Below are 22,737 nucleotides of genomic sequence, written 5' to 3' on the forward strand. Positions count from 1 at the left end.
CGGGGTCCTACGCTGCGCAGTGCGCATGCCCGGGCATCCAGCAGCGCACCGCTGTCGCGACCTCGAGCGCCGCCCGACAGTGCCCAGACCCGCCGGCGAGGTCCCGCCCCGATGGCGGGTCCGCCCCCGACCTCCGGCCGAAAGGTCTGCCTCCCGATGCCGACGTCCCCACGCGCCCTGTGCGGGTCCCCGCCCCGGACACCCCGACGCCGCCGCCCGAGCTGGGCGTTCCAGCTAGCCGCCGCCCTGCTCCTCGGCCTGATCAGCCTCCCCGTGGCCTCGGCCGCCCCCGCTCCCGCTCCCGCCCGCGCCGACGTCGGGGACATCACCGAGTACCCCCTCCCCACGGCCGGCAGCTTTCCCGGCGAGATCACCACGGGCTCCGACGGGAACCTCTGGTTCACGGAGGTGGGCATCAGGAAGATCGCCCGGATCACCCCCACCGGGGACCTGACCGAGTACCAGCTGCCCGGCGACGACAACAGCCCCTTCGGGATCACCGCCGGGCCCGACGGCAAGCTGTGGTTCACCGACGTCAGCCGCCGGATCGGGAACATCACCACGGCGGGTGACATCACCGAGTACGACCTGCCCGCCGGCAGCGGCACACCGTTCGCCATCACCACGGGGCCCGACGGGAACCTGTGGTTCACCATGGATCCCGGCGACCGGATCGGGCGGATCACCCCCAGCGGGCAGATCACCTTCTACCCCCTGCCCCACCCCGGCAGCGCCCCGGAGTCCATCGTGACCGGGCCCGACGGGAACCTGTGGTTCACCGAGATCTCCGGAAACCGGATCGGGAGGATCACCCCCAAGGGCAAGATCACCGAATACCCCCTGCCCAACGCCGACAGCGGCCCGGACGTCATCACCGCCGGGCCCGACGGGAACCTCTGGTTCACCGAGCTCTTCGCCGACCGGATCGGGAAGATCACCCGCAGGGGCAAGATCACCGAATATCCCCTGCCGGCCGGCAGCAGCGGCCCGGACGGGATCGCCGCCGGGCCCGACGGGAACCTGTGGTTCACCGAGCAGCTCACCGACGGGATCGGGCGGATCACCCCCCACGGGGACTTCGCGCGCTACCCGCTCCCCAACGCGGGCAGCCTCCCCGTCCGCATCACCGCGGGGCCGGACGCCAACATGTGGTTCACCGAACTCGGCGGCGACCGCGTCGGACGGCTGGAGCTCGGCGCCGGTCCGCCCCGGGCCGACCTGGCGGTCCGCCTGAGCGCTCCGGCCTCCGTGCGCGGCGGGGCCGAGTACACCTATGCCGTCACGGTGACCAACAAGGGGCCCTTCGCCGCCGCGGACCTGGCCGTCACCCTGACCCTGCCGCGCGGAGCGCAGGTCACGGATGCGCCCCCCGGCGCCGACCGCCGCACCCCCACTCCGCAGACCTGGCACGTCGATGCCCTGGGCGCCGGACAGCTGCGCGTCTTCCACGTCACGGTACGGGCCGTCCAGCGCCCCACGATCACCGCGAAGGCCGCCGTCACCTCCCGCACCCCGGACCGGAACAGGAGGAACAACACCGCCACGGCCACCACCTGGGTCTTCGGCCGCTGAGCCCCCCGCCTCCGGGACCGTACGCACCCGGTGGCGCCGGCCGGCAGCGCCAGGTCCGCGGCCAGGACGTCCCCCGCCTCTCAGTGGCGGCCGACGACCGTGGCCGTACGGGAATCCGCGCCGCGCCGCGCCCGATGAGACGGGGCGCGCAGCGGACCCCGTACGGGGCCGGCCGTGGGTCGTCGCTCGTGCCGCCGTCCACGGCCACCCTGGGCGGGGCTGGATCCGGCTCGCTGCGGCTTGCCGCCGGGCCGGGCACTTCCAGCCCCGCCGGCGTTTGAGGCGCGGGGCCTGGGGCGAAGCCCCGGAAACCCGGCTCCGGCGGGCACCGGGGTCCGCCCGGGCCCGCGCGAAGTTCGGCGGTGGTGACGAAGGCCTCGCCGTCACACGGAACGGACCGCGGCTTCGGTCGCGGAGGCGGTCGGGGCCGGGGTCGAGGTCGCCGGCACCGGGGTGACGGCGGGAGCCGAAAGAGTCGGGTCGATCGTCAGCAGGTACGTGCCGAGCGGAGCGGCCAGCGCCCGGAGCGCGGACTCGGAGAGCCGGATCCACGGCTGGCCGGCGCCGAGCGTCGAGGCCAGCAGGTCCGGACGGGTGAATCCGACGGCGGTGCGTTCACCCATCGGGGTGCGGAACATCCGGAGCACCACCTCCGCGGTTCCCGGCCGGACGGGCACGTAGAGGGGTCCGGCCGGGCCCTGTTCCTCGGGCTCCGGGTCGTCGGCGTACTGGAACAGGCACATGGGGTCCTCCTGATGGGGCCGCGGTCGCCGATCGGAGACCGATCGGCCTGTGACGCCGAAGCTATGCCCGCTCCCGCGCCCCGCGCGCCACTTCCTGACGGGATCTTGACGGCGGTCGGCCCGGTTCATACGCATCGCTGACGGCCGCCCCGGATCGGTAGGCTGGGTCCGCCGGGGCCTGCGACGGGGAGGTACGGGATGGGGAACACCGCGACCGCACCAGAACCGGAACCCGGACCAGGACGAGCACGAGGACCGGAACCAGGGCCAGGACCAGGACCAGGGCCAGCGTCGGCATCCCGGCCGGGATCCGGATCCGGATCCGGATCCGGCGCCGATCCGGGGCTGTACGGCCCGGCGTCCGTCACCTGGCACTGCCACGGCGACCCGATGATGTGGATCGCCGGAGTCCGGGCGCTCTACCTCCAGGCGCTCCACCCCCGAGCCGTCCGCGGAGTCGTCGAGAACTCCGACTTCCGCCGGGACGCCTGGGGCCGGCTGCTGCGCACCGCCGATTTCGTCGGCACCCTCACCTACGGCACGAGCGAGGCCGCCGAGCGCGCCGGCGGCCGGGTCCGCGCGATCCACCGCACGCTCTCCGCCACCGATCCGGACACCGGCGAACGCTTCCCCGTCGACGACCCCGAGCTGCTGCTGTGGATCCACTGCGCGCAGATTGACAGCTTCCTGCACGTCCTGCGCCGTTCCGGCGTCCGCCTCACCGCTGCCCAGGCCGACCGCTACGTCGACGAGAACCGCGTCAACGCCCGCCTCGTCGGCCTCGACCCGGCCGGCGTCCCCGCCGACACCGCCGGGCTCGCCGCCTACTTCGAGCGGATCCGCCCGGAGCTCGCCGCCGGCCCCGACGCGCACTCCGTGGACGACTTCCTGCGCGGCCCGCCGGTCCCTGCCCTCCTCGTGCCTGGCCGAAACCTGCTGTGGCGCCCGCTCGCCGGCCTCGCGTACGGTTCCCTCCCCGGCTGGGCCCACCAGCTGTACGGGCGACCCGCACCGCCGCCGCGCAGCATCACCCGGCGCCTGCGCCTCACCGGAAGCGTGTTGCGCAGCATTCCCGCAGGTCTGCGCTGGAAGCTGCCTCCAGGTCACATCTTGAAAGCGATGCGTCGCATGGGCCCCGGGAGCCGCCCCTCTCCGTACACACTGCGTACATCAGCGGCCATACTGGACCGGCCGGGGAGGGCGTAGCGCGACAACGGGGGCGGCTTTAAGACATGGCGGAGTCCAGACTGATCCAGGGCCGGTACCGGTCGCTCGATCTGATCGGGCGCGGCGGCATGGGCGAGGTGTGGCGGGCCCGTGACGAATCGCTGGGCCGGCAGGTCGCGGTGAAGTGCCTCAAGCCGATCGGCGCCGAGCAGGACGCCCACTTCACCCAGGTGCTGCGCGAGCGGTTCCGGCGCGAGGCGCGCGTGGCCGCGTCCCTCCAGCACCGCGGTGTCACGGTCGTCCACGACTTCGGCGACGACAGCGCCGCGGGCGGTCCCCTCTACCTGGTCATGGAGCTCCTCGAAGGCCGCAACCTCAGTCAGCTCCTGGAGGACAACGAGACCCGCCCGCTCCCCGTGGACGTGGTCGTCGACATCGCCGAGCAGATGGCCGCCGCCCTCGGCTACACCCACGACCAGGGCGTCGTGCACCGCGACCTGAAGCCGGCCAACATCATGCGGCTCACCGACGGCACCGTGAAGATCTGCGACTTCGGCATCGCCCGCCTGGCCCACGACATCGGCTTCACCGCCAAGCTGACCGGCGGCGGCATGGCCATGGGCACCCCGCACTACATGTCGCCCGAGCAGATCGCCGGCGGCGAGGTCGACCACCGCAGCGACCTCTACTCCCTCGGCTGCGTCCTCTACGAGATCGCCACCGGAGCCCCGCCCTTCGACCTCGGCGACTCCTGGTCGGTACTGGTCGGCCACCGCGACACCCCGCCCGTGCCGCTGCGCGAGCACCGCCCCGAGCTGCCCGGCTACTTCGACGACGTGGTCCTGGACCTGCTCGCCAAGCGCCCCGAGGACCGGCCCGGCGACGCCCGCCACGTGCACCGCCGGCTCGTCGAGGCCCGGCTGGGACCGGGCGGGCTGCCCGGCGCCCAGGCCCCGCTCCCGGCGTGGGCCCGCGGGATGACCGCCGGGCGCAAGGCCGGGATCGACGCCCGCCCCGCGAGCGGCGAATGGGCGGTGCTCACCGGTTCCTGGACGGCCGCCCGCCCCGGCGGCCAACAGCCCGTCGCCCGCGCGAGCGGCGCGCAGCCCGTCCTCGGTCCGAGCGGTGGGCAGTCCATCGTCGGTCCGAGCGGCGCGCAGCCCGCCGTCCGTCCGAGCGGTGGGCAGCCCGCCGTGGGCCCCGTCGCGCCCATCGTCCGCCCCGAGCCCGCCGAGGACCCGCGGCTGACCGCGGTGTACGGCGTCCCGCGCGGCCCCGGCTCCCGGGGGACCGGCCCCGACGCGCTCGCCGCCGGTCACGCGCGCGCCTACGCCCTCAGCCGCGCGGGCCGCCCCGAGGAGGCGCTCGCCGTGTACGCGGCCGTGGCCGACGGGCGGGCGCGGGAGCTCGGCCCGGACCACGCCGACACCCTCGCCGCGCGCCAGGAGACGGCGTACGAACTGGGCCGGCTCGGACGCCACCAGGAGGCGCACGACACCTACCGCGCGGTGCTCGTGGCCCGCGACCGGACCATGGGCCCGCTCCACCCCGACACCCTGCGCTGCCGCCACAACCTGGCCTGCGCCCTGGGTGCGCTGGGCCGGTTCGCCGACGCCCACGCCACGGCCGCCGCGGTCGCCGCCGACCGGGCCGCCGTCCTGGGCCCCGAGCACGCGGACACCCTGCTCACCCGCTACGAGGCGGCGTACGCGCTCGGCCGCCTGGAGCGCTGGCAGGAGGCCCTGGCCGGCTTCCGCGAGGTCACCGCCGTACGGGAACGGGTGCTCGGCCGCGACCATCCCGACACCCTGGCCGCCCGCTACGAGGTCGGCATCGCGCTCGGCCGCACCGGGAACAGCGCGCAGGCCCTCGACCTGTTCCGGGCCCTGGTCCGCGACCGCACCCGCGCCTACGGGGCCACCGACCCCGAGACCCTGCGCGCCCGGCACGTCCTCGGGGTCAACCTGGGCCGCCTGGAACGCTGGGAGGAGGCGGTGGCCGAGGCCCGGCAGGTGGGCGCCGTACGCGCCGAGGTGCTCGGCGCCGAGCACCCGGACACCCTGGTCAGCCGCCGGGAACTCGCCGTCGGGCTCAGCCGGCTGGGCCGCTGGGACGAGGCCCTGCCCATCTACCGGGATCTCTCCGGCATCCGCGAGCGGTCCCTGGGCGACGAGCATCCCGACACGGCGCTGGCCCACGCCGACGAAGCCCACTGTCTGGAGCGGCTCGGCGAGGTGTGTTACCAAGAGCCATGACGACCTTCGGGCGGGACGTGTACGACGACGTGATCGTGGGCGGCGGGCACAACGGCCTCGTGGCCGCCGCGTACCTGGCGCGGGCGGGCAGATCGGTCCTCGTCCTGGAACGGCTCGGGAACACGGGCGGGGCCGCGATCTCCAGCCGCCCCTTCGTGGGCGTCGACGCCCGCCTCTCGCGCTACTCGTACCTCGTCTCCCTGCTCCCGGCGAAGATCGTGCGCGACCTGGACCTGCGGTTCGCGGTGCGCCGCCGGACGATCTCCTCGTACACGCCCGTCGAACGCGACGGCCGGCCCGGCGGACTGCTCGTCGGCGGCGGCGAGGAGCGCACCCGTGACTCCTTCGCCCGACTGACCGGCTCGGACCGCGAGTACGAGAGCTGGCGCGCCTTCTACGGCACCACCGGGCAGGTCGCCCGGAAGGTGTTCCCCACCCTGACCGAGCCCCTGCCCACCCGGGCCGAGCTGCGGGCCAGGATCGACGACGAGGCCGCGTGGCGGATGCTGTTCGAGGAGCCGCTCGGGCAGGCGGTCGAGCGGCACTTCACGGACGACCTGGTCCGCGGAGTGGTCCTCACGGACGGCCTGATCGGCACCTTCGCGGACGCGCACGACCCCTCGCTCGCGCAGAACCGCTGCTTCCTCTACCACGTCATCGGCGGCGGGACCGGGGACTGGGACGTCCCGGTCGGCGGCATGGGCGCCCTGACGGACGCCCTCGCGGCCGCCGCGCGGGCCGCCGGGGCGGAGATCGCCACCGGCCACGAGGTGCTGCGGATCGACACGGACGGGACCGCTCCGGCCGAGGTGGTGTTCCGTACCGCAACAGGGGAGGGCCGGGCCGTCGGCCGCACGGTGCTGGTGAACGCCTCGCCGCGAGCCCTGGCCGGACTCCTCGGCGAAGCACCGCCGCAGGAGACGCCCGAGGGCGCCCAGCTCAAGGTCAACATGCTGCTGCGCCGGTTGCCCCGGCTGCGGGACACCGCGGTGGACCCGCGCGAGGCCTTCGGCGGCACCTTCCACATCGCCGAGGGGTACGCCGAGCTCGCACGGGCCCACGCGGAGGCCGCCTCCGGCGAACTGCCGTCCGTACCACCCTCGGAGATCTACTGCCACTCGCTGACCGATCCGACGATCCTCGGCCCGGAGCTGGTGGAGCAGGGCTACCAGACGCTCACCCTCTTCGGCCTGCACACCCCGGCCCGGCTGTTCGGACACGACAACCACCAGGCCCGCGAGGTACTGCTGACCGCCACCCTCGCGCAGCTCGACGCGCACCTGGCCGAACCGCTCACCGACTGCCTGGCCTTCGATGCGGACGGCCGCCCGTGCATCGAGGCGAAGACCCCGCTGGACCTGGAACGCGAACTGGGCCTGCCCGGAGGACACATCTTCCACCGCGACCTGTCCTGGCCGTTCGCCGACTCGGACGGGGGCGGGGGCGGGGGCGGCCGGTGGGGCGTGGAGACCGCCCACCGCAACGTCCTGCTGTGCGGCGCGGGGGCGGTCCGGGGCGGCGGGGTCAGCGGGGTCCCCGGGCACAACGCGGCGATGGCGGTGCTCGGGCACTAGCCCGTCGCCGCCGCGGAGTCCGGCGCGACGCATGGCTGAAATCGGCCGGTCATGGAGGCGCCCACGCCTAGAATTCTACTCATGAGTAACTTGAGTGGCGGCAATGACCTGGGCGACGACGTGCGCGCCGATGCGCAACGGCACGCCGCGCCCACCTTCGTCCTCGTGCACGGCGCCGGGAGCAACTCCTACGGGTGGTCGCCCGTCCTGCACGAGCTCGGCGTCCGCGGGCACCGGGCGGTCGCGGTGGACCTGCCCGGGCACGGGGCGGGCGCGTACTTCCCGGTCTCCTACCAGACCCCCCAGGACCTGGAGCGGCTGCGCACCGAACCCTCGCCGATCGGCGGGGTGACGCTGCAGGACTTCGCGGCGCACGTCGTCGGAGTCGTGCGCGCCGTGCACCGCAACGGTCCCGTGATCCTGGTCGGCCAGAGCCTCGGCGGGGTGACGGTGAACGCGGTCGCCAACCAAGTGCCCGAGCTGATCTCCCACCTGGTGTACGCGTCCGCCTTCTGCCCGACCCGGCACGCCTCGGTGACGCAGCTGATGGCGACCCCGGAGGCGTCCACCAGCTCCCTGTTCCGCCTCACCGCCGTGCAGACCCCGCCGGAGCTCGGCGTCAACCGGGTCAACTGGCGCTCGGGCGACCCCGCCTTCTTCGCGGCGGCGAAGGAGGCGCTGGGCAGCGACCTGCCGGACGCCGAGGTGCGCGCGCTGCTCAACACCCTGGAGCCGGACGAGTCCGCGGCGATCGGGGCCGCCGACGCCCGGGGGCTGCCGGAGAAGTGGGGGCGGGTACCGCGCACGTTCCTGCGCTTCACCGAGGACCGCTCCATCCCGCCGGCCCTCCAGGGCCTGATGATCCGTGAGGCGGACGGGACGACACCGCGCAACCCCTTCCGCGTACGGTCCCTGGCCGCGCCGCACATCGGCCCGCGGGACGTGGCCGTGTGGGGCGACGAGCTGGAGCAGGTGGCGCGGACGTGCCACTGAGGTGACGGAGCCCCCGGGCGGGGGAAGGGCCCGCCCGGGGAGGGGTTGTCCGACGGGACCCGGCCTGCGGGGCCTATGCGACCGGGTCGATGACCACGATCGGGATCTCGCGGTCCGTCTTGGCCTGGTACTCGTCGTACGCGGGCCAGTGCCCGACCATCACCGGCCAGTACGCGGCGCGCTCCTCGGGAGTGGCGGTACGGGCCGTGCCCTGCATGACCTTCGGGCCGACCTGGATGCGGACCGTGGGGTGCGCGGACAGGTTCCGGTACCAGAGCGGGTGCGCGGGGTCACCACCCTTCGACGCGACGACCAGGTAACGGCCGTCGGCCTCCCCGTAGATGAGCGGGGTGCGGACCGGCTTGCCCGACACCCGGCCGAGGGTGGTGAGCAGGAGGGTCTGGGTGCCGTTCCAGTACTGGCCCTCGGAGCCCCCCGAGCTCACGTACTGCTTCACGTGGTCCAGCTGCCAGGAGCCCTCCCTGGGGTCGGTCGGGTGCTCCCAGTCGATGTCGGTCGTCATGGAGATCTGCCTGCCTTCGCATCGAACAGTCAACGAACTTCACCAACGACTCCCAACGCCCGCGGGCACGGCACGCATTCCGTCCGGAAGCACGAATCCGTCGAACAGCGCATCCATCGCCCAGGTCGTGCTGGAGCACGGCCGCGGGGGCGATCCGCTCCGGCAGAGCCGGGATCAGGTCGTGCCAGGTGTCGTGGCGGGGCAGGAGCTTGGTGCGGACGTCGGCGGGGTGGTGGCCCTGGGGACGACGGCGGCAGCGTAGAGGTAGATCCGGCCGTCGGCGAGCGGGACGACGCCGAACCGCTCGCCGCGGCCCCAGGTCTCGGCGGTGTCCGCCTCGGCACGGCTCGCGGCGGCGGGCAGGACGGTGCGCCAGACGGTCTCCCGGCTGTAGCGGAGGCCGGCACCAGGTCGGCGCCGGCGAGGCCGCCGGTCGAGGTGCGGGCCGCGGGGGAGCCGTCCGGGTCGTCCGCCGGGCCGACCGTGACGCCGTACCGGACCGAGCCTTCGGGGGGGTGCGCCGGCCGGGGCGTCGGCGAGGGCCGGGCGGTGCACGGCGAGCGGCGGTCCGCCGTAACCGGCGGCCGTCCGCGCGGCGCAGGCCCATCCCGCAGCGGGCACGGCACGGCCCACCGCGCGGGTGATGTCGAAGCCGATGGCGGTGAAGGCGCGCAGGGCGTTGGGCGCGAGGACGATCCCGGGCGCCCGCCGATTCCCGCGCCTGTCACGACCGCGTGATGATCAAGTGCCGACATGACGAGCCCCCTTCCCTCCCCTTTCGCCGTCCTCTACAGCTGTAGAGTGAAGGGATGTCCACCCCTCGTCAGAGCGCCCCCGCGGACCGCAGGACGCTGATCGCCGACACCGCGATCGGCCTCGTGGCCGCCACCGGCCTGCGCGGGCTGACCCACCGCGCGGTCGACGGCGCGGCAGGGCTGCCGGCGGGCAGTACCTCGTACTACTTCCGTACGAGGACAGCCCTCATCGGCGCCTGCTACCAACGACTGGCCGACCTCGATCTCGAAGACCTCGACCTTGGCGGCGAGGGCCCGTCCGTGCTCCCGGTGCAGGACCGCGCGGCGGCCGCGGCCGCGCTGGCCGGACTGCTCCACCGCTGGCTGACGGTGGGGCGCGAGCGCCAGCTGGCCCGGTTCGAACTCAGCCTGGAGGCCGCCCGTAACCCCGCGCTTGAGGCGGACTTCCTCCGCGCGGGGCAGGGGCCCCGGGCCCGGGCCGCCGGCATTCTCGCCGCACTCGGCGCCGACCGCCCCGAGGAGGCCGCCGAGCTGCTCGTCGCCTGGACGGACGGGCTCCTCTACGACCGGCTGGCCGGCGCCCTCGCCCGCTCCCGCCTGGCCCCGGACCCGGCCGAACTGACCTCCGTCGCCCGCCGGATGATCGACGCGGCCCTCGCGCACCCCGGACAGGGCCTAGGATCCGGCCATGATCGCTGAACTGCAGTGCGTGGTCCTGGACTGTTCCGATCCGCAGAAGCTGGCCGAGTTCTACCGGACCCTGCTGGGCGGGAACGTCGACCAGTCGGACCGGCGCTGGGCGGTCGGCGAGGACTGGGCGACCCTCCACGCGCCGTCGGGTCAGGTCCTCGCCTTCCAGTGCGCGGCGGACTACGCGCCCCCGCGCTGGCCGGACCCCACCCGGCCGCAGCAGTTCCACCTGGACCTCGGCGTCCCGGACCTCGACCGCGCCCAGGAACAGGTGCTGGCGGCCGGAGCGACGCTGCTCGACGGGGGCGCGGACGGCCGCAGCTGGCGGATCTTCGCTGACCCGGCGGGCCATCCCTTCTGCCTGGTCCGCCACTAGCGGGAGCCGGGTGGCGGGGGTCGGGTGTCCGACAAGTCGGACCCCGCCCGTACCGTTCAAGATCATCCGATGCAGAATGTCCGCATGCTGATACCGAACACGCCGAAGACGGCAGCGATCGACGACGCAGCGCTGATCAGCCGCTCCCTGGCCCGGGCCTTCGACGACGACCCGATGATGCGCTGGTTCTTCCCCGACGACTCCTCGCGCGAGGCGTCACTGGGCAGTTACTTCACGACGCTCTTCACCCGGCAGTACGTCTCCAACGCCGTGTGCGAGCTCACCGAAGCCGCGGCGGCCTTCTGGGTGCCGCCGGAGGCGCAGGCCAAGGCCGTTCCCGACGCGGAAACCATCCAGCAGTTGCAGGACATCCTCGGCGACCGGGCCGAGTTGTTCGCGGCCACCGTCGAGGCGGCCGCCCAGCACACGCCGCAGGATCCGCACTGGTACCTCGCGGTGATCGGCGCCGACCCCGCCGCGCAGGGCACGGGCCAGGGGGCCGCCCTGCTGCGCTCGGGCCTCGCCAAGGCCGATGTGGCCGGCCTGCCCGCCTGTCTGGAGTCCTCCAAGGCGGACAACCTCCCCTTCTACGAGCACTTCGGCTTCACCGTGCGCGAGGAGATCCGGCTGCCCGGGGACGGCCCGACCCTGTGGGCGATGCGCCGCGAACCGCGGCCTCCGGTCGGCACCCCGGCCGTGTGACACACCGGAGCGAGCGGACCCGTCCGGCTGCGTACGGACGGCCGCTCGCCCCCGGCCCGCCACACGCCGCGCGCCGCGCGTCGTCCGCGCGACCACGGCGCCCGCGCGCGTACGACAGGGGCCGCCCACCGTCGTAGGCTGCATCCCGCACGGGACGGACGGGAGGCCGAGATGGCCGAGACGGTGGGCACCGAGACGGCGGTGGTCGAGGTGATGGCCGAGCTGGCCGCGCTCGAGGACCCGAAGGCGCGCGCCGTGAACGAGAAGCACGGCGACGACCACGGAGTGAACCTCGGCAAGCTGCGCGCGCTCGCGAAGCGGCTGAAGACGCAGCAGGAACTCGCGTGCCGGCTCTGGGAGACGGACGACACCGCGGCGAGACTGCTGGCGATCCTGATCTGCCGCCCGAAGGCGTTCGGGCAGGACGAGCTGGACGCCATGCTGCGCGGTGCCCGTACACCCAAGGTGCACGACTGGCTCGTGAACTACGTGGTGAAGAAGAACCCGCACCACGAAGAGCTGCGCGTGGTCTGGTCCGCCGATCCGGATCCGGTGGTCGCGAGCGCCGGCTGGGCGCTGACCACCGAACGCGTGGCGAAGAAGCCCGAGGGCCTCGACCTCGCCGGACTGCTCGACACCATCGAGGCCCGGATGAAGGACGCCCCGGAGCGCCTGCAGTGGGCGATGAACCACTGCCTGGCCCAGATCGGGATCGAGCACCCCGAGTACCGCGCCCGCGCCATCGACATCGGTGAGCGCCTGGAAGTGCTCAAGGACTACCCGACCTCCCCGGGCTGCACCTCTCCGTTCGCGCCGGTCTGGATCACCGAGATGGTGAGCCGGCAGCAGGGCGCGTGACGACTCCCCTTGCGCCGGTTCCCGTGCGGGCGCCGTATTTCCCGACGGCTCCACCCGCGCTTGTGTAACATTCGAATTCCGATCTCAGTCATTACTCGGAGGGGTGTCCGGATGGTGGAGCTCGCGCGTTCGTGGGTCGAGGGATGGACCGTCTCGCGGCGGGCGCCGAAGCCGGTGGACGCGCCGTGGGGGCTGAGCATCCAGGTCGGGCTGCCGGCACAGGCGGTCCGTCACGTCCTGCTCGACGCCGATGCCGAGACCGCCCGCGGGCTCGTCGACGCGATCACCGAACCGACCACCTGCATCAAGGCCTTTCTGGAACCGGACGTCATGGAGCCGTGGTTCTCGCCCGAGTGGGAGCCGACCGATCCCGGCTTCCTGATGGCCGTCGACCTGCGTCCGGCCGCCGTGCGCCCGCCAGACGGTTACACGGCCACCGCCGAGACGGACGACGATGTCATCAGCGTGCGCATCCTGGCCGCCGACGGGGAGCTCGCCGCCCGCGGTCAGATCGGCCTGACGGGTGCCGCCTGCGTCTTCGACCAGATCATCACCGAGGAGGCTCACCAGCGCCGCGGCCTCGGGACGGTGGTGATGGGCGCACTCACCGACGCGGCCATCGAGAACGGCGTGGCCACGGGCATCCTGGGCGCGACCGTCCAAGGCCGAGCGCTCTACGAAACGCTCGACTGGAAGGTCCTCGCACCGCTGACCGGCTTCGTCTACAAGCCCCTCCACAAGCCCCTCCGCAAGCCCCTCGCTCCCCTCATGTCCGCGGGGATCCCCCGGACCTGATCGTCTAGTCCGCGGAGCGGGTCCAGCCGGCGGCTTCGAGGCGGGCGGCGTCGGCGGGGCGGTCTTCCGAGAAGAGGAGCCGCGCCGGTTCCGACACCCGGATGACGTCCACGTAGATCCCGCGGCCGACGTAGCGGCCGGTCGCGGTGTGGCGGAAGCGCACCCGTACCTCCCGGCCCGCCCCAGCGGCGGTGAGGGGGGCTTCGAGACGGTGCCAGATGTGGCCGGACCAGCCGCTCACCGAGCCGCGGGGCCATTCCTCGGGCGCGCCGCCGGTGGACCGGACGGTGCTGAAGGGCAGCGGTTCCCAGTGCTCCCCGTCGGACGAGACCTCCAGGTGCAGGGCGCCCTCGCCGGGCACGGTGTCCCACCACACGGCGCAGCGCAGCCGGGCGGACGCCGTGGCCGGGGCGAGCGGCGGCAGCGTGAGCGTGCCGGAGGCGCCGGGCTCGATCCCGGAGAACCAGGCCGTGCCGCCGTGCCGGGTACGGACCGGGACGGCACGCGCGAAGCGGTTGCCGGCGGCCACGCGGGGCGCGCTGCCGGCCCGCCAGGTGCGCACGGGGTGGACGGAGTTGCCGAGCAGGATCAGGAAGGAGTCGGTGGAGGGGTCGAGGACCAGGGAGGTGCCGGTGAAGCCGGTGTGGCCGGCGGAGTGCGGGGTGGCCATGGCGCCCATGTACCAGTGCTGGTAGAGCTCGAAGCCGAGGCCGTGGTCGTCGCCGGGGAAGGCGGTGTTGTAGTCCGTGAAGAGCAGCTCGACGGAGGACGGGCGCAGGATCCGCCTGCCCGCGTAGGACCCGCCGTCGAGGAGGGTGCGGGCGAGGAGGGCCAGGTCCCAGGCGGTGCCGAAGACGCCGGCGTGGCCCGCGACGCCGCCGAGCGCGTACGCGTTCTCGTCGTGGACCTCGCCCCACACCAGCCCGCGGTCCAGGCCGGACCAGGGCGGGCGCTGCACCTCGGTGGCGGCAATGACCCGGCGCCAGGAGAGCGGTGGGTTGTAACGAGTGCGGTGCATCCCCAGTGGAGCAGTGATCTCGTCGCGGAGCAGGACATCCAGAGTGCGACCGGTGATCTGTTCCAAGAGCAGCTGGAGGGTGATCAGGTTCAGGTCGGAGTACCGGTAGACCGTACCGGGAGTCTCCTGTGGCCTCACCGACCACAGCAGCCTCAGGCGGCCCTCCCGCGTGGACTCCTTGTAGAAGGGCGCCCAGGAGCGCAGCCCCGAGGTGTGCGTGAGCAGTTGGCGGACCGTGATCACCTCCTTGCCGCCCCCGGTGAACTCCGGTAGGTACCGGCGCACCGGAGCCTCCAGCTCCAAGTGCCCCCGTTCCATCTGCTGCACGGCCAGGATGGACGTGAACAGCTTGGTCAGGGAGGCCAGATCGAAGACGGTGTCCTCGGCCATCGCGATCCGCTCGGCCGCCGGGAACTCCCGGACCCGGTCGGTCCGCCCGTCGTAGTCCGCGTAGCGCACGGCCTCGCCCATGGCCCGGTGCAGGGCGATGGTGCGGCCCCGGCCGGCGAGGACCACCGCACCGGCGTAGTAGGGGTGTTCGGGGGAGGGGCCGAGGAAGCGCCGGGCCTCGTCCGCGACCCCTTCGAGGTGCTTCTCCAGCAGGCCGGCCTGGCGTGCGGAGCCGTAGCGCAGCCGCAGGCCCTGGAGCGCGCGGCGCTCGGCCGGGTTGCCCGAGGCCCCGGCGGCGGCGCCGGGGAGCGCGGCGTGCAGGACGAGCACCCCGCCGAGTGCGAGCAGCCGGGCCCCTAGCCGCCGCCGCGTCAGCCCGCCGCCGGCTGCTCCGGGCCGGCCGTTGGTCTTCTCGGGCCCGCCCGTTGTGGCCTGTGCGGGCCGCGCTGCTGCGCCCGCCACGCCGTAGGCCCCCGTGCGTACTGTCATGTGCGCCCTCCTGTCCGCTGTCCACCTGCGGCGCCGTCTCCCAGGGCTCCGCCCCGGACCCCGCGCCTCAAACGCCGGCGGGGCTGGGATGGCCCGCCGGCCGTTCGCCTGCGGCGAGCCGCCCGGGACCCCGCGCCTCAAATACCGGCGAGGCTGGGATGGCCCGCCGGCCGTTCGCCTGCGGCGAGCCACCCCGGACCCCGCGCCTCAAACGACGGCGAGGCTGGGGCGGCCCGCCGACCGCCTGCCCCGCCGACCGCCTGCGGCGAGCGCCCCCGGACCCCGCGCCTCGGACGCCGGTGGAGCCGGGACGGCCCCGGAGCCGTCCAGCGCGCCGCGGGCGAACGGCCCCCCTCCCGGATCCGCTGTGCGCGCCGCAGGCGATCCGCACGCTAGTGGGTATCTGCCCGCCCGTCGGGCACCCTCCGCACCGACCGGCCCGTAAAGAATCTGACACTGCATCAGAAAATCTCTTCCCTCGCATGCCGGGCTGCGGCATCCTGCCGCCCATGGAGACGGAGCTGAGCAAGAAACTGGGAGTCGAGCACGCCATCTTCGGCTTCACGCCCTTCCCGGCGGTCGCCGCGGCCATCACCCGCGCGGGCGGCTTCGGCGTACTCGGTGCGGTCCGCTACACCGCTCCCGACGACCTCAGACGCGACCTCGACTGGATGCAGGCGCACACCGACGGCAAGCCCTACGGCCTCGACGTCGTCATGCCCGCCAAGAAGGCGGTCGACGGCATCAGTGAAGCCGACATCGAGGCGATGATCCCGGCCGGGCACCGCGCCTTCGTCCGCGACACCCTCGCCAAGCACCACGTGCCCGAGCTCGCCGAAGGAGAGGCCTCCGGCTGGCGGATCACCGGCTGGATGGAGCAGGTCGCCCGCAACCAGCTCGACGTCGCCTTCGACTACCCCATCAAACTCCTGGCGAACGCCCTCGGTTCCCCGCCCGCCGACGTCATCGCCCGCGCCCACGACCACGGCGTCCTCGTCGCCGCCCTCGCCGGCAGCGCCAAGCACGCCCGCCGCCACGCGGAAGCCGGCATCGACATCGTCGTCGCCCAGGGCTACGAGGCCGGCGGCCACACCGGCGACATCGCCACCATGGTCCTGGTCCCCGAGATCGCCGAAGCCGTCGCCCCGCTCCCGGTCCTCGCCGCCGGCGGCATCGGCAGCGGGGAGCAGATCGCCGCCGGACTCGCCCTCGGCGCCCAGGGCGCCTGGCTCGGTTCCCTCTGGCTCACCACCACCGAGGCCGACCTCCACTCGCGCGCCCTCACCGAGAAGCTGCTCGCCGCGGGCTCCGGCGACACCGTCCGCTCCCGCGCCCTCACCGGCAAGCCCGCCCGCCAGCTGCGCACCGAGTGGACCGACGCCTGGGACGACCCGGAGGGCCCGGGCGCGCTCCCCATGCCGCTCCAGGGCCTGCTCGTCGCCGAGGCCGTCTCCCGGATCCAGAAGTACGAGGTCCAGCCGCTGCTCGGCACCCCCGTCGGCCAGATCGTCGGGCGGATGAACAGCGAACGCAGCGTCCAGGCCGTCTTCGACGACCTCACCGCCGGGTTCGAGCGCGCCATCGACCGCATCAACCGCATCGCCGGCCGGGCCTGAGAGGTGTGATCAGCATGAGTGACCAGCTCCCCAACGGTTTCTGGGCCCAGGCGGCCGCCGACCCCGAGCGCACCGTCCTCGTCACCCCCGAAGGCGAGGAGTGGACCGCCGGCCGGCTGCACGCCGACGTCAACCGCCTCGTCCACGGCCTGCGCGCGGCGGGCCTGCGGAAGGGGGACGTCTTCGCCGTCGTCCTCCCCAACGGCGTCGAGTTCCTCACCGCCTACCTCGCCGCCTCCCAGGCCGGCTTCTACCTCGTCCCCGTCAACCACCACCTCGTCGGCCCCGAGATCGCCTGGATCGTCTCCGACTCCGGGGCCAAGGTGCTCATAGCCCACGAGCGCTTCGCCGACGCCGCCACCGCCGCGGCCGACGAGGCCGCCCTCCCCGCGAGCCACCGCTACGCCGTCGGAGCGGTCGCGGGCTTCCGCCCGTACGGGGACCTCCTCGCGGACCAGCCCGGGACGGCCCCCGAGGAGCGCACCCTCGGCTGGGTCATGAACTACACCTCCGGCACCACCGGCCGCCCGCGCGGGATCCGCCGACCGCTGCCCGGCAAGCTCCCCGAGGAGACGTACCTCGGGGGCTTCCTCGGCATCTTCGGCATCCGCCCCTTCGACGGCAACGTCCACCTGGTCTGCTCGCCGCTCTACCACACGGCCGTCCTCCAGTTCGCGGGCGCCGCCCTGCACATCGGGCACCCGCTGGTCCTGATGGACAAGTGGACCCCGCAGGACATGCTGCGCCTGATCGACCGGCACGCCTGCACGCACACCCACATGGTCCCCACGCAGTTCCACCGGCTGCTCGCGCTCCCGCAGGAGACGAAGGACGCGTACGACGTCTCCTCGATGCGGCACGCCATCCACGGCGCCGCGCCCTGCCCCGACCACGTCAAACGGGCGATGATCGATTGGTGGGGCGGCTGCGTGGAGGAGTACTACGCGGCGAGCGAGGGCGGCGGCGCCTTCGCGACGGCCGAGGACTGGCTGAAGAAGCCGGGAACCGTCGGCAAGGCCTGGCCGATCAGCGAACTGGCCGTCTTCGACGACGACGGCAACCGGCTGCCCGCCGGGGAACTGGGCACCGTCTACATCAAGATGAACACCGGCGGCTTCAGTTACCACAAGGACGAGGGCAAGACGAAGAAGAACCGCATCGGCGACTTCTTCACCGTCGGCGACCTCGGACTGATGGACGAGGAGGGGTACCTCTTCCTCCGCGACCGCAAGATCGACATGATCATCTCCGGCGGGGTGAACATCTACCCGGCCGAGATCGAGTCGGCCCTGCTCACCCACCCGGCCGTCGCGGACGCCGCCGCCTTCGGCATTCCGCACGCCGACTGGGGCGAGGAGGTCAAGGCGGTCATCGAACCGGCCGAGGGCTTCGTCGCGGGCGACGCGCTCGCCGCGGAGATCCTGCACCACTGCGAACGCCAGCTCGCCGGCTACAAGCGCCCCAAGACGGTCGACTTCATCGAGACGATGCCGCGCGATCCGAACGGCAAGCTCTACAAGCGGCGGCTGCGCGATCCGTACTGGGAGGGCCACGACCGGGCCATGTGAGCCCGCGTCACCACCGGGTGAAGCCGTGGACCGCCGCGCAGTAGGGGTCCACGTCCTCCGCGGTGTTCCAGTCGAGCTCGTCGCGTACGAGGGAGGGCAGCGCCGCCATCGCCCCGGTGAACCCCCTTCGTACGGCGCCCTCCTCGTCCCGCAGCGCGATGTCCACCCCGATCCGCGGGGCGGGCCCGGCGGCCGGGCCGGCGCCGGCGTCCGGTCGACGTACAGCCGTACCGTGGCGGGGCCGACCAGCAGGAATCCGGCGAGCAGCAGCTCGGGCCCGGGGTCCGGATCGCCGCCGTAGTACCCGATCATGGAAACGGCTTGGTGGAGCGCGTCGGTGAGGTCGTACTCGGGCTCCACCAGGAACCGCCGGGTCGCGGGGCGGGCGTCGACGACGGGGATGCCCAGGCCGTTCGCGGACGTGGCGGCGGCCGGGTCCGGTCCGGCGGCCGCCAGCTGCCGCAGTACCGCATCGATGACGCTCCACGGGACGTTGCAGTCGGAGGTCTTCGACCAGGGGGAGGTCGTAGGCGGGCGAACTGTCCAGGTCGCGGCCGTCCCACAGGACCGCGCGGGTGGTGTCCGGACGTTCCGGGGGTTGCACCACCCCGCGTACGGGCCGGCCCGCGCCGCCCCCCCGCTGCACCCTCAGCCCCCGGTGCCGGGGAGGCGTGGCGCTGCAACGCCCGGACCACGACGCGGTGCAGCCGGTTCAGGTCCTCCCCGGTCCAGGGCGAGGGTGCGTCTGCTGAGGGCATGCGCCATTCTGCGGTGCCGGGCCCGGGTTTCCGGTGGCACCGCACCAGACGCCGGACATGCCTGACGCCCCGCCACGTCCGACACTCCCGCCACGCGTGACGCGGACGACACCGCATCCGAGGGGCATATCTGGCAAGTTCGCATATATGAGTACGGCTACCCGCAGATCCGCCCTGACCGACTGGACCCTCGTGGTCCCCCTGGTGGCGCTCGTCGCGCTCATCCTCAGCTGGGGACGCGACCTGCCCGCGCTCGGGGTGGTGCTGGTCGCGCTCTGCCTCGCGGGCGCGGTGCTGGCGGCCGTCCACCACGCCGAGGTCGTCGCCCACCGGGTCGGGGAACCCTTCGGCTCCCTCGTGCTCGCCGTCGCGGTCACCGTCATCGAAGTGGCCCTCATCGTCACCCTGATGGCCGACGGCGGGGACAAGACCGCCTCGCTCGCCCGGGACACGGTCTTCGCCGCCGTCATGATCACCTGCAACGGCATCGTCGGCCTGTCCCTCTTCGTCAGAGCCCTGCGCAACCGGGTCGCGGTCTTCAACCCCGAGGGCTCCGGCGCGGCCCTCGCCACCGTCGCGACCCTCGCCGTCCTCAGCCTGGTGCTGCCGACCTTCACCACGAGCAAGCCCGGCCCCGAGTTCTCCACCGCCCAGCTCACCTTCGCCGCCATCGCCTCGCTCGCCCTGTACGGCCTGTTCGTCGCCGTCCAGACCGTTCGACACCGGGACTACTTCCTCCCCGTGGAAACCGAGCGGCCGGCCGACGCGCCCGAAGGCAACGGCGACGACGAAGACCACGCCGCCCCGCCCACCGCCCGCGCCGCCCTGATCAGCACCGGCCTGCTGCTGGTCGCGCTCGTCGCGGTGGTCGGCGACGCCAAGGCCGTCTCCCCGACCATCGAGAAGGGCGTCGCCGACGCCGGCCTGCCCAACGCCGTCGTCGGCGTGATCATCGCCCTGCTCGTCCTGCTGCCCGAAACCCTGGCCGCCGTCCGTGCCGCCCGCCGCGGACGCGTCCAGACCAGCCTCAACCTGGCCTACGGCTCCGCCATCGCCAGCATCGGCCTGACCATCCCGGCCATCGCCCTGGCCTCGATCTGGCTCTCCGGCCCGCTCCTGCTGGGCCTCGGGCCGGTCCACATGGTGCTGCTCGCCCTGACCGTCGTGGTCAGCGCCCTCACCATCGCCCCCGGCCGCGCCACCCTGCTCCAGGGCGGCGTGCACATCGTGCTGCTCGCCGCGTACCTCTTCCTGGCCGTCAGCCCCTGAGGGCGGCGGCCAGGAGGAGGCCCCGGTCAGCGCCGCTCGCGGGCCCAGACCACCTTCAGCTGCGGCGAGGAGAGGATGTCCCGCTCGCAGAACCGCGCCGTGACCCATCGCTCCTGGGAGAACAGCCGGGTCTGGTCCGCGGAGTGCGGCGAGCCGGGGTTCGAGGACTGGCCGTACGTCAGCAGGGTGCGCGCCACCGGGCAGGGGCCGCGGTCCCAGCCGACCGCCTGGATGTGGCTGGAGCCGTGCGTGACCTCCGGGTAGCCGCCGGCCGCCGCGTTCCACGGCGCCTCGATCTTGTTCCAGACGCCGAGCGCCTCCGTACCGCCGCCCACCGGCAGCTTCTGCCCGCCCCGCACCACGAACTGGTGCTCGCCCAACGGGGCGTCCAGCGCGATCCCGGCGGCCCTCAGCTCGGCCACCGCGTCCGCGAGCGCCCGCCCGAGGCCGGGCGCCGCCTGGTTGAGCGTACGGGGGGTGCGTACGGGATCGGCCGCTGAGAACGGCACCAGCCACAGGTCCTTGGCCGCGGTCGAAGCCGTCAGCCTGCGCCAGAACCGGTCGAAGAGGAGCGCGCCGCGGCTGGTGCTGTCGGTCGTACGGTCCCAGCCCGCCAGGACCGGGCAGGCGGCCGAGACGTCCACCGCGCTCCCGTCGCTGCCGGTGGCCGTGCCGCCGGGCAGTGCGGCGCAGGCCTTGGCCGCGTCCGCCGCCGCCAGATCACCGGCCGGGACCCGGTTGGCGAACTGCTGCTTCTGCAGGTCGGACACGGTCAGCCGGCCCTTCGCGGCCATCGCCGAGACGTCCTCGACCGCGCCGCGCGTGCGCATCGAGCGCGGGGTGGCGATATTGCCCCAGACCCGCTCGTAGCCGGTCAGCGGGCGCTCCGCATGGGCCAGCCAGGCGCTGTCGTTGGAGTTCTCGGCGTACGGGGCGTCGCGCAGCGTCGGCGCCTTCGCGGGGCCGAACACGCCCGGCTGCACCGCGTCCGGATCCGAGCCCAGTGCGCAGTCCGTGCGCGAGCCGTCCAGCACCGCCAGCCCCGAGGCCGGGTACGTGGCCCGACCCAGCGGCGTGGAGCAGCGGGCCGCGAGCTCGTCGGTGATCCGCGGGAGCACCTGGGACTGGGTGAAGAGGGTGCCGCCCGCGGAGTCGGCGGCCACCGTGTTGACCCAGGGCAGACCCTGCGTGCGGGCCAGCGCGTCCTGGATGCCGGCGACCGAGCGGGCCTTGCCCATCGCCAGGGCGGTGTCGGAGCCGCGCAGGTTCGCCGCGTTGGGATCGTTCAGCGCGTACGCCGTGCCGGCCGTCCAGGGCAGCTGCAGGCCCGGGCCGAGGTTCGAGACGACCGGTCCGTAGCGCGTCCACCACTGGGTACGGGTGACCGGATCGCCGCCGGACACCGGGACGGTGACGGTCCGCCGGGTCATCCTCTCCGGCTTGCCGTCGACCAGGTAGGCGGTCGGGTCGGCCGGGTCGAGGGCGAGCTGGTGCAGGCTGACGGGGGTGCCGGTGGCCACGGTGTGGCTCCACGCGACCTTCTCGTTGAAACCGATGTTGACCACGGCGGTGCCGAGGAGGGAGCCGCCCGAGACGTTCAGTCTGCCCGGGATGGTCTGCTGCGACTGCCAGAAGCGGCGCCCGCCCTGCCACGGATAGTGCGGGTTGCCGAGCAGCAGCCCGCTGCCGCTCGCCGTGGTGGAACCGGCGAAGGCCACCGCGTTGGAGCCCATGTCGTAGCGGCCGGTGTCGAAGAACTCGCGCGCCGCCTCGGCCGCCGTCGCCGGATCGGGCCCGGCGGCCGGGCCGCGGGCCGTCGCCGGTGCGCCCGGCTGCTGGGCCGTGGGCGGCTGGGCGGCGGGCGGCTGGGCGGCCGTGATGCCGTCGATGCCGCGCCCCTGGCCGCCGAGGACGGAGACCGCGAAACCGCGGGCGGCCACGTCGGTGGTGGTGACCGGGCGGACCCAGGCGGCGCCCTTGCAGGCGGGGTCGGTGATCCTGTTCTGGGCGAGCCAGGCGTTGTACCCGGCGGCCCAGCCGCGCATCAGCTCCTTGAGGTCCTTGGTGGGACCGGCGGGGGCGGGGGTCGCCAGCAGCTTCTCCACCGTGCCGGACTCGCGGACGCCCTTGAAGTACAGGTCGCTGGAGAGGTTCCGGGTCGCGGAGGAGAGGGATCCGTCGGGTGCGGCGTCGGGTCCGAACCAGCGCGAACGCTCACCGGCGACGGTCACGAACCCGTCGGCGAGGACACAGACCTGGTCGGCCGCCTGGGCCCAGCCGGTGCCGAAACCGAGCTGGGCGTAGTCGCGGGCGAGGATGTGGGGGATGCCGTTCTCGGTGTACCGGATGACGGCGGACAGACCGCCGCCGGCCGGTATCCGGTCACCGGTCGCCGCGGAGGCCGGCGGCATCGCGGCCGTCGCGGCGAGCAGCGCGGCGCCGGTCAGGGCCACGCGGCGGAGTATCGGACGGGTGCCGAGGTGCAAGGTGCCTCCCAAGTAGCCTGCGGGTGGGGGTGGTTGCCCGTGGGACAGGCGGTGCGTCCGTGCCCCCACACTCATGCAGGCGGTCCGATGATCTGTCAACATCCCGTTTGGTATCCCGGTTGTTGACCTCGGGGGTGCGG

At 73.7% G+C, this 22,737-nt stretch carries 19 protein-coding genes; 13 read left to right on the forward strand and 6 right to left on the reverse strand.

What is annotated here, in order from left to right:
* Positions 1–156: 156 nt before the first annotated feature.
* The gene (locus tag ACIPYQ_RS12925; RefSeq protein ID WP_401249710.1) at positions 157–1,572 is read left to right on the forward strand and encodes a hypothetical protein; all 1,416 of its coding nucleotides are present in this window, start codon (positions 157–159) and stop codon (positions 1,570–1,572) included.
* Positions 1,573–1,955: 383 nt separating this feature from the next.
* Here ACIPYQ_RS12925 and ACIPYQ_RS12930 read toward each other — a convergent pair whose 3' ends face one another.
* Positions 1,956–2,315, reverse strand: coding sequence for an SAV_915 family protein (locus tag ACIPYQ_RS12930; protein WP_401249713.1), 360 nt, complete (start codon positions 2,313–2,315; stop codon positions 1,956–1,958).
* A 198-nt stretch (positions 2,316–2,513) separates the two neighbouring features.
* Here ACIPYQ_RS12930 and ACIPYQ_RS12935 point away from each other — a divergent pair, with 198 nt between their 5' ends.
* The 4 genes from ACIPYQ_RS12935 to ACIPYQ_RS12950 all read left to right on the forward strand — a co-directional run bounded on the left by ACIPYQ_RS12935 (position 2,514) and on the right by ACIPYQ_RS12950 (position 8,304).
* Positions 2,514–3,521 carry an oxygenase MpaB family protein gene (locus ACIPYQ_RS12935; RefSeq protein WP_401249716.1) on the forward strand — a complete coding sequence of 336 codons (1,008 nt, stop codon included), beginning with the start codon at positions 2,514–2,516 and terminating at the stop codon, positions 3,519–3,521.
* A 26-nt stretch (positions 3,522–3,547) separates the two neighbouring features.
* Entirely contained in the window at positions 3,548–5,737 is a 2,190-nt protein-coding gene (locus ACIPYQ_RS12940; RefSeq protein WP_401249719.1) for a tetratricopeptide repeat protein, read from the forward strand.
* On the forward strand, positions 5,734–7,311 hold the full coding sequence (locus ACIPYQ_RS12945; protein ID WP_401249722.1) for a phytoene desaturase family protein: 1,578 nt from the start codon (positions 5,734–5,736) through the stop codon (positions 7,309–7,311). Before ACIPYQ_RS12940 ends, ACIPYQ_RS12945 begins: the two co-directional genes overlap by 4 nt.
* An 81-nt stretch (positions 7,312–7,392) precedes the next feature.
* The gene (locus tag ACIPYQ_RS12950) at positions 7,393–8,304 is read left to right on the forward strand and encodes an alpha/beta fold hydrolase (RefSeq protein WP_401249725.1); all 912 of its coding nucleotides are present in this window, start codon (positions 7,393–7,395) and stop codon (positions 8,302–8,304) included.
* Positions 8,305–8,377: 73 nt separating this feature from the next.
* Here the strand turns inward: ACIPYQ_RS12950 and ACIPYQ_RS12955 are convergent, their stop codons facing one another.
* Both ACIPYQ_RS12955 and ACIPYQ_RS12960 read right to left on the reverse strand, forming a co-directional pair.
* Complete coding sequence (locus ACIPYQ_RS12955; RefSeq protein WP_401249728.1) at positions 8,378–8,827, reverse strand: nitroreductase family deazaflavin-dependent oxidoreductase; 450 nt, start codon at positions 8,825–8,827, stop codon at positions 8,378–8,380.
* A 174-nt stretch (positions 8,828–9,001) separates the two neighbouring features.
* Positions 9,002–9,448, reverse strand: coding sequence for a hypothetical protein (locus ACIPYQ_RS12960; protein ID WP_401249731.1), 447 nt, complete (start codon positions 9,446–9,448; stop codon positions 9,002–9,004).
* A 188-nt stretch (positions 9,449–9,636) separates the two neighbouring features.
* Between ACIPYQ_RS12960 and ACIPYQ_RS12965 the strand changes: the two genes are divergently transcribed.
* The 5 genes from ACIPYQ_RS12965 to ACIPYQ_RS12985 all read left to right on the forward strand — a co-directional run bounded on the left by ACIPYQ_RS12965 (position 9,637) and on the right by ACIPYQ_RS12985 (position 13,003).
* Complete coding sequence (locus tag ACIPYQ_RS12965) at positions 9,637–10,281, forward strand: TetR/AcrR family transcriptional regulator (RefSeq protein WP_401249734.1); 645 nt, start codon at positions 9,637–9,639, stop codon at positions 10,279–10,281.
* Positions 10,271–10,648, forward strand: coding sequence for a VOC family protein (locus ACIPYQ_RS12970; RefSeq protein WP_401249737.1), 378 nt, complete (start codon positions 10,271–10,273; stop codon positions 10,646–10,648). The genes ACIPYQ_RS12965 and ACIPYQ_RS12970 overlap by 11 nt, the downstream gene beginning before the upstream one ends.
* An 84-nt stretch (positions 10,649–10,732) precedes the next feature.
* A complete protein-coding gene (locus ACIPYQ_RS12975) occupies positions 10,733–11,350 on the forward strand; it encodes a GNAT family N-acetyltransferase (protein WP_401249740.1) in 618 nt (205 codons plus the stop codon).
* A gap of 171 nt (positions 11,351–11,521) precedes the next feature.
* A complete protein-coding gene (locus tag ACIPYQ_RS12980; RefSeq protein ID WP_401249743.1) occupies positions 11,522–12,208 on the forward strand; it encodes a DNA alkylation repair protein in 687 nt (228 codons plus the stop codon).
* 111 nt (positions 12,209–12,319) lie between these two features.
* Positions 12,320–13,003 (forward strand): GNAT family N-acetyltransferase, encoded by a 684-nt coding sequence (locus ACIPYQ_RS12985; protein ID WP_401249746.1) that lies wholly within the window; start codon positions 12,320–12,322, stop codon positions 13,001–13,003.
* Between the two features lie 4 nt (positions 13,004–13,007).
* On the opposite strand, the gene ACIPYQ_RS12990 is transcribed toward ACIPYQ_RS12985, so the two are convergent.
* Positions 13,008–14,900, reverse strand: coding sequence for a serine hydrolase (locus ACIPYQ_RS12990; RefSeq protein WP_401249749.1), 1,893 nt, complete (start codon positions 14,898–14,900; stop codon positions 13,008–13,010).
* 509 nt (positions 14,901–15,409) lie between these two features.
* Between ACIPYQ_RS12990 and ACIPYQ_RS12995 the strand changes: the two genes are divergently transcribed.
* Positions 15,410–16,516: an NAD(P)H-dependent flavin oxidoreductase gene (locus ACIPYQ_RS12995; RefSeq protein WP_401249752.1), complete on the forward strand. Its 1,107-nt coding sequence runs from the start codon at positions 15,410–15,412 to the stop codon at positions 16,514–16,516.
* Positions 16,517–16,530: 14 nt separating this feature from the next.
* Positions 16,531–18,084, forward strand: a complete 1,554-nt coding sequence (locus ACIPYQ_RS13000) for an acyl-CoA synthetase (protein ID WP_401249755.1) — start codon at positions 16,531–16,533, stop codon at positions 18,082–18,084.
* A 7-nt stretch (positions 18,085–18,091) separates the two neighbouring features.
* Here ACIPYQ_RS13000 and ACIPYQ_RS13005 read toward each other — a convergent pair whose 3' ends face one another.
* Positions 18,092–18,250, reverse strand: coding sequence for a hypothetical protein (locus ACIPYQ_RS13005; protein WP_401249758.1), 159 nt, complete (start codon positions 18,248–18,250; stop codon positions 18,092–18,094).
* 739 nt (positions 18,251–18,989) lie between these two features.
* On the opposite strand from ACIPYQ_RS13005, the gene ACIPYQ_RS13010 reads away from it, so the two are divergent.
* A complete protein-coding gene (locus ACIPYQ_RS13010; RefSeq protein ID WP_401249761.1) occupies positions 18,990–20,111 on the forward strand; it encodes a calcium:proton antiporter in 1,122 nt (373 codons plus the stop codon).
* Positions 20,112–20,137: 26 nt separating this feature from the next.
* Here the strand turns inward: ACIPYQ_RS13010 and ACIPYQ_RS13015 are convergent, their stop codons facing one another.
* Positions 20,138–22,522 (reverse strand): penicillin acylase family protein, encoded by a 2,385-nt coding sequence (locus ACIPYQ_RS13015; protein ID WP_401250828.1) that lies wholly within the window; start codon positions 22,520–22,522, stop codon positions 20,138–20,140.
* Between the last annotated feature and the right edge of the window lie 215 nt (positions 22,523–22,737).

The organism is Streptomyces sp. NPDC090045 (genome assembly GCF_044747975.1).
In the GTDB taxonomy this organism is placed as follows: domain Bacteria; phylum Actinomycetota; class Actinomycetes; order Streptomycetales; family Streptomycetaceae; genus Streptomyces.

Bases quoted from the DNA above. Each gene is read 5' to 3' on its own strand.
- ACIPYQ_RS12925 (WP_401249710.1), top strand. From the start codon at position 157: ATGCCGACGTCCCCACGCGCCCTGTGCGGGTCCCCGCCCCGGACACCC.
- ACIPYQ_RS12930 (WP_401249713.1), bottom strand. From the start codon at position 2,315: ATGTGCCTGTTCCAGTACGCCGACGACCCGGAGCCCGAGGAACAGGGC.
- ACIPYQ_RS12935 (WP_401249716.1), top strand. From the start codon at position 2,514: ATGGGGAACACCGCGACCGCACCAGAACCGGAACCCGGACCAGGACGA.
- ACIPYQ_RS12940 (WP_401249719.1), top strand. From the start codon at position 3,548: ATGGCGGAGTCCAGACTGATCCAGGGCCGGTACCGGTCGCTCGATCTG.
- ACIPYQ_RS12945 (WP_401249722.1), top strand. From the start codon at position 5,734: ATGACGACCTTCGGGCGGGACGTGTACGACGACGTGATCGTGGGCGGC.
- ACIPYQ_RS12950 (WP_401249725.1), top strand. From the start codon at position 7,393: ATGAGTAACTTGAGTGGCGGCAATGACCTGGGCGACGACGTGCGCGCC.
- ACIPYQ_RS12955 (WP_401249728.1), bottom strand. From the start codon at position 8,827: ATGACGACCGACATCGACTGGGAGCACCCGACCGACCCCAGGGAGGGC.
- ACIPYQ_RS12965 (WP_401249734.1), top strand. From the start codon at position 9,637: ATGTCCACCCCTCGTCAGAGCGCCCCCGCGGACCGCAGGACGCTGATC.
- ACIPYQ_RS12970 (WP_401249737.1), top strand. From the start codon at position 10,271: ATGATCGCTGAACTGCAGTGCGTGGTCCTGGACTGTTCCGATCCGCAG.
- ACIPYQ_RS12975 (WP_401249740.1), top strand. From the start codon at position 10,733: ATGCTGATACCGAACACGCCGAAGACGGCAGCGATCGACGACGCAGCG.
- ACIPYQ_RS12980 (WP_401249743.1), top strand. From the start codon at position 11,522: ATGGCCGAGACGGTGGGCACCGAGACGGCGGTGGTCGAGGTGATGGCC.
- ACIPYQ_RS12985 (WP_401249746.1), top strand. From the start codon at position 12,320: ATGGTGGAGCTCGCGCGTTCGTGGGTCGAGGGATGGACCGTCTCGCGG.
- ACIPYQ_RS12990 (WP_401249749.1), bottom strand. From the start codon at position 14,900: ATGACAGTACGCACGGGGGCCTACGGCGTGGCGGGCGCAGCAGCGCGG.
- ACIPYQ_RS12995 (WP_401249752.1), top strand. From the start codon at position 15,410: ATGGAGACGGAGCTGAGCAAGAAACTGGGAGTCGAGCACGCCATCTTC.
- ACIPYQ_RS13000 (WP_401249755.1), top strand. From the start codon at position 16,531: ATGAGTGACCAGCTCCCCAACGGTTTCTGGGCCCAGGCGGCCGCCGAC.
- ACIPYQ_RS13010 (WP_401249761.1), top strand. From the start codon at position 18,990: ATGAGTACGGCTACCCGCAGATCCGCCCTGACCGACTGGACCCTCGTG.
- ACIPYQ_RS13015 (WP_401250828.1), bottom strand. From the start codon at position 22,522: ATGCCGCCGGCCTCCGCGGCGACCGGTGACCGGATACCGGCCGGCGGC.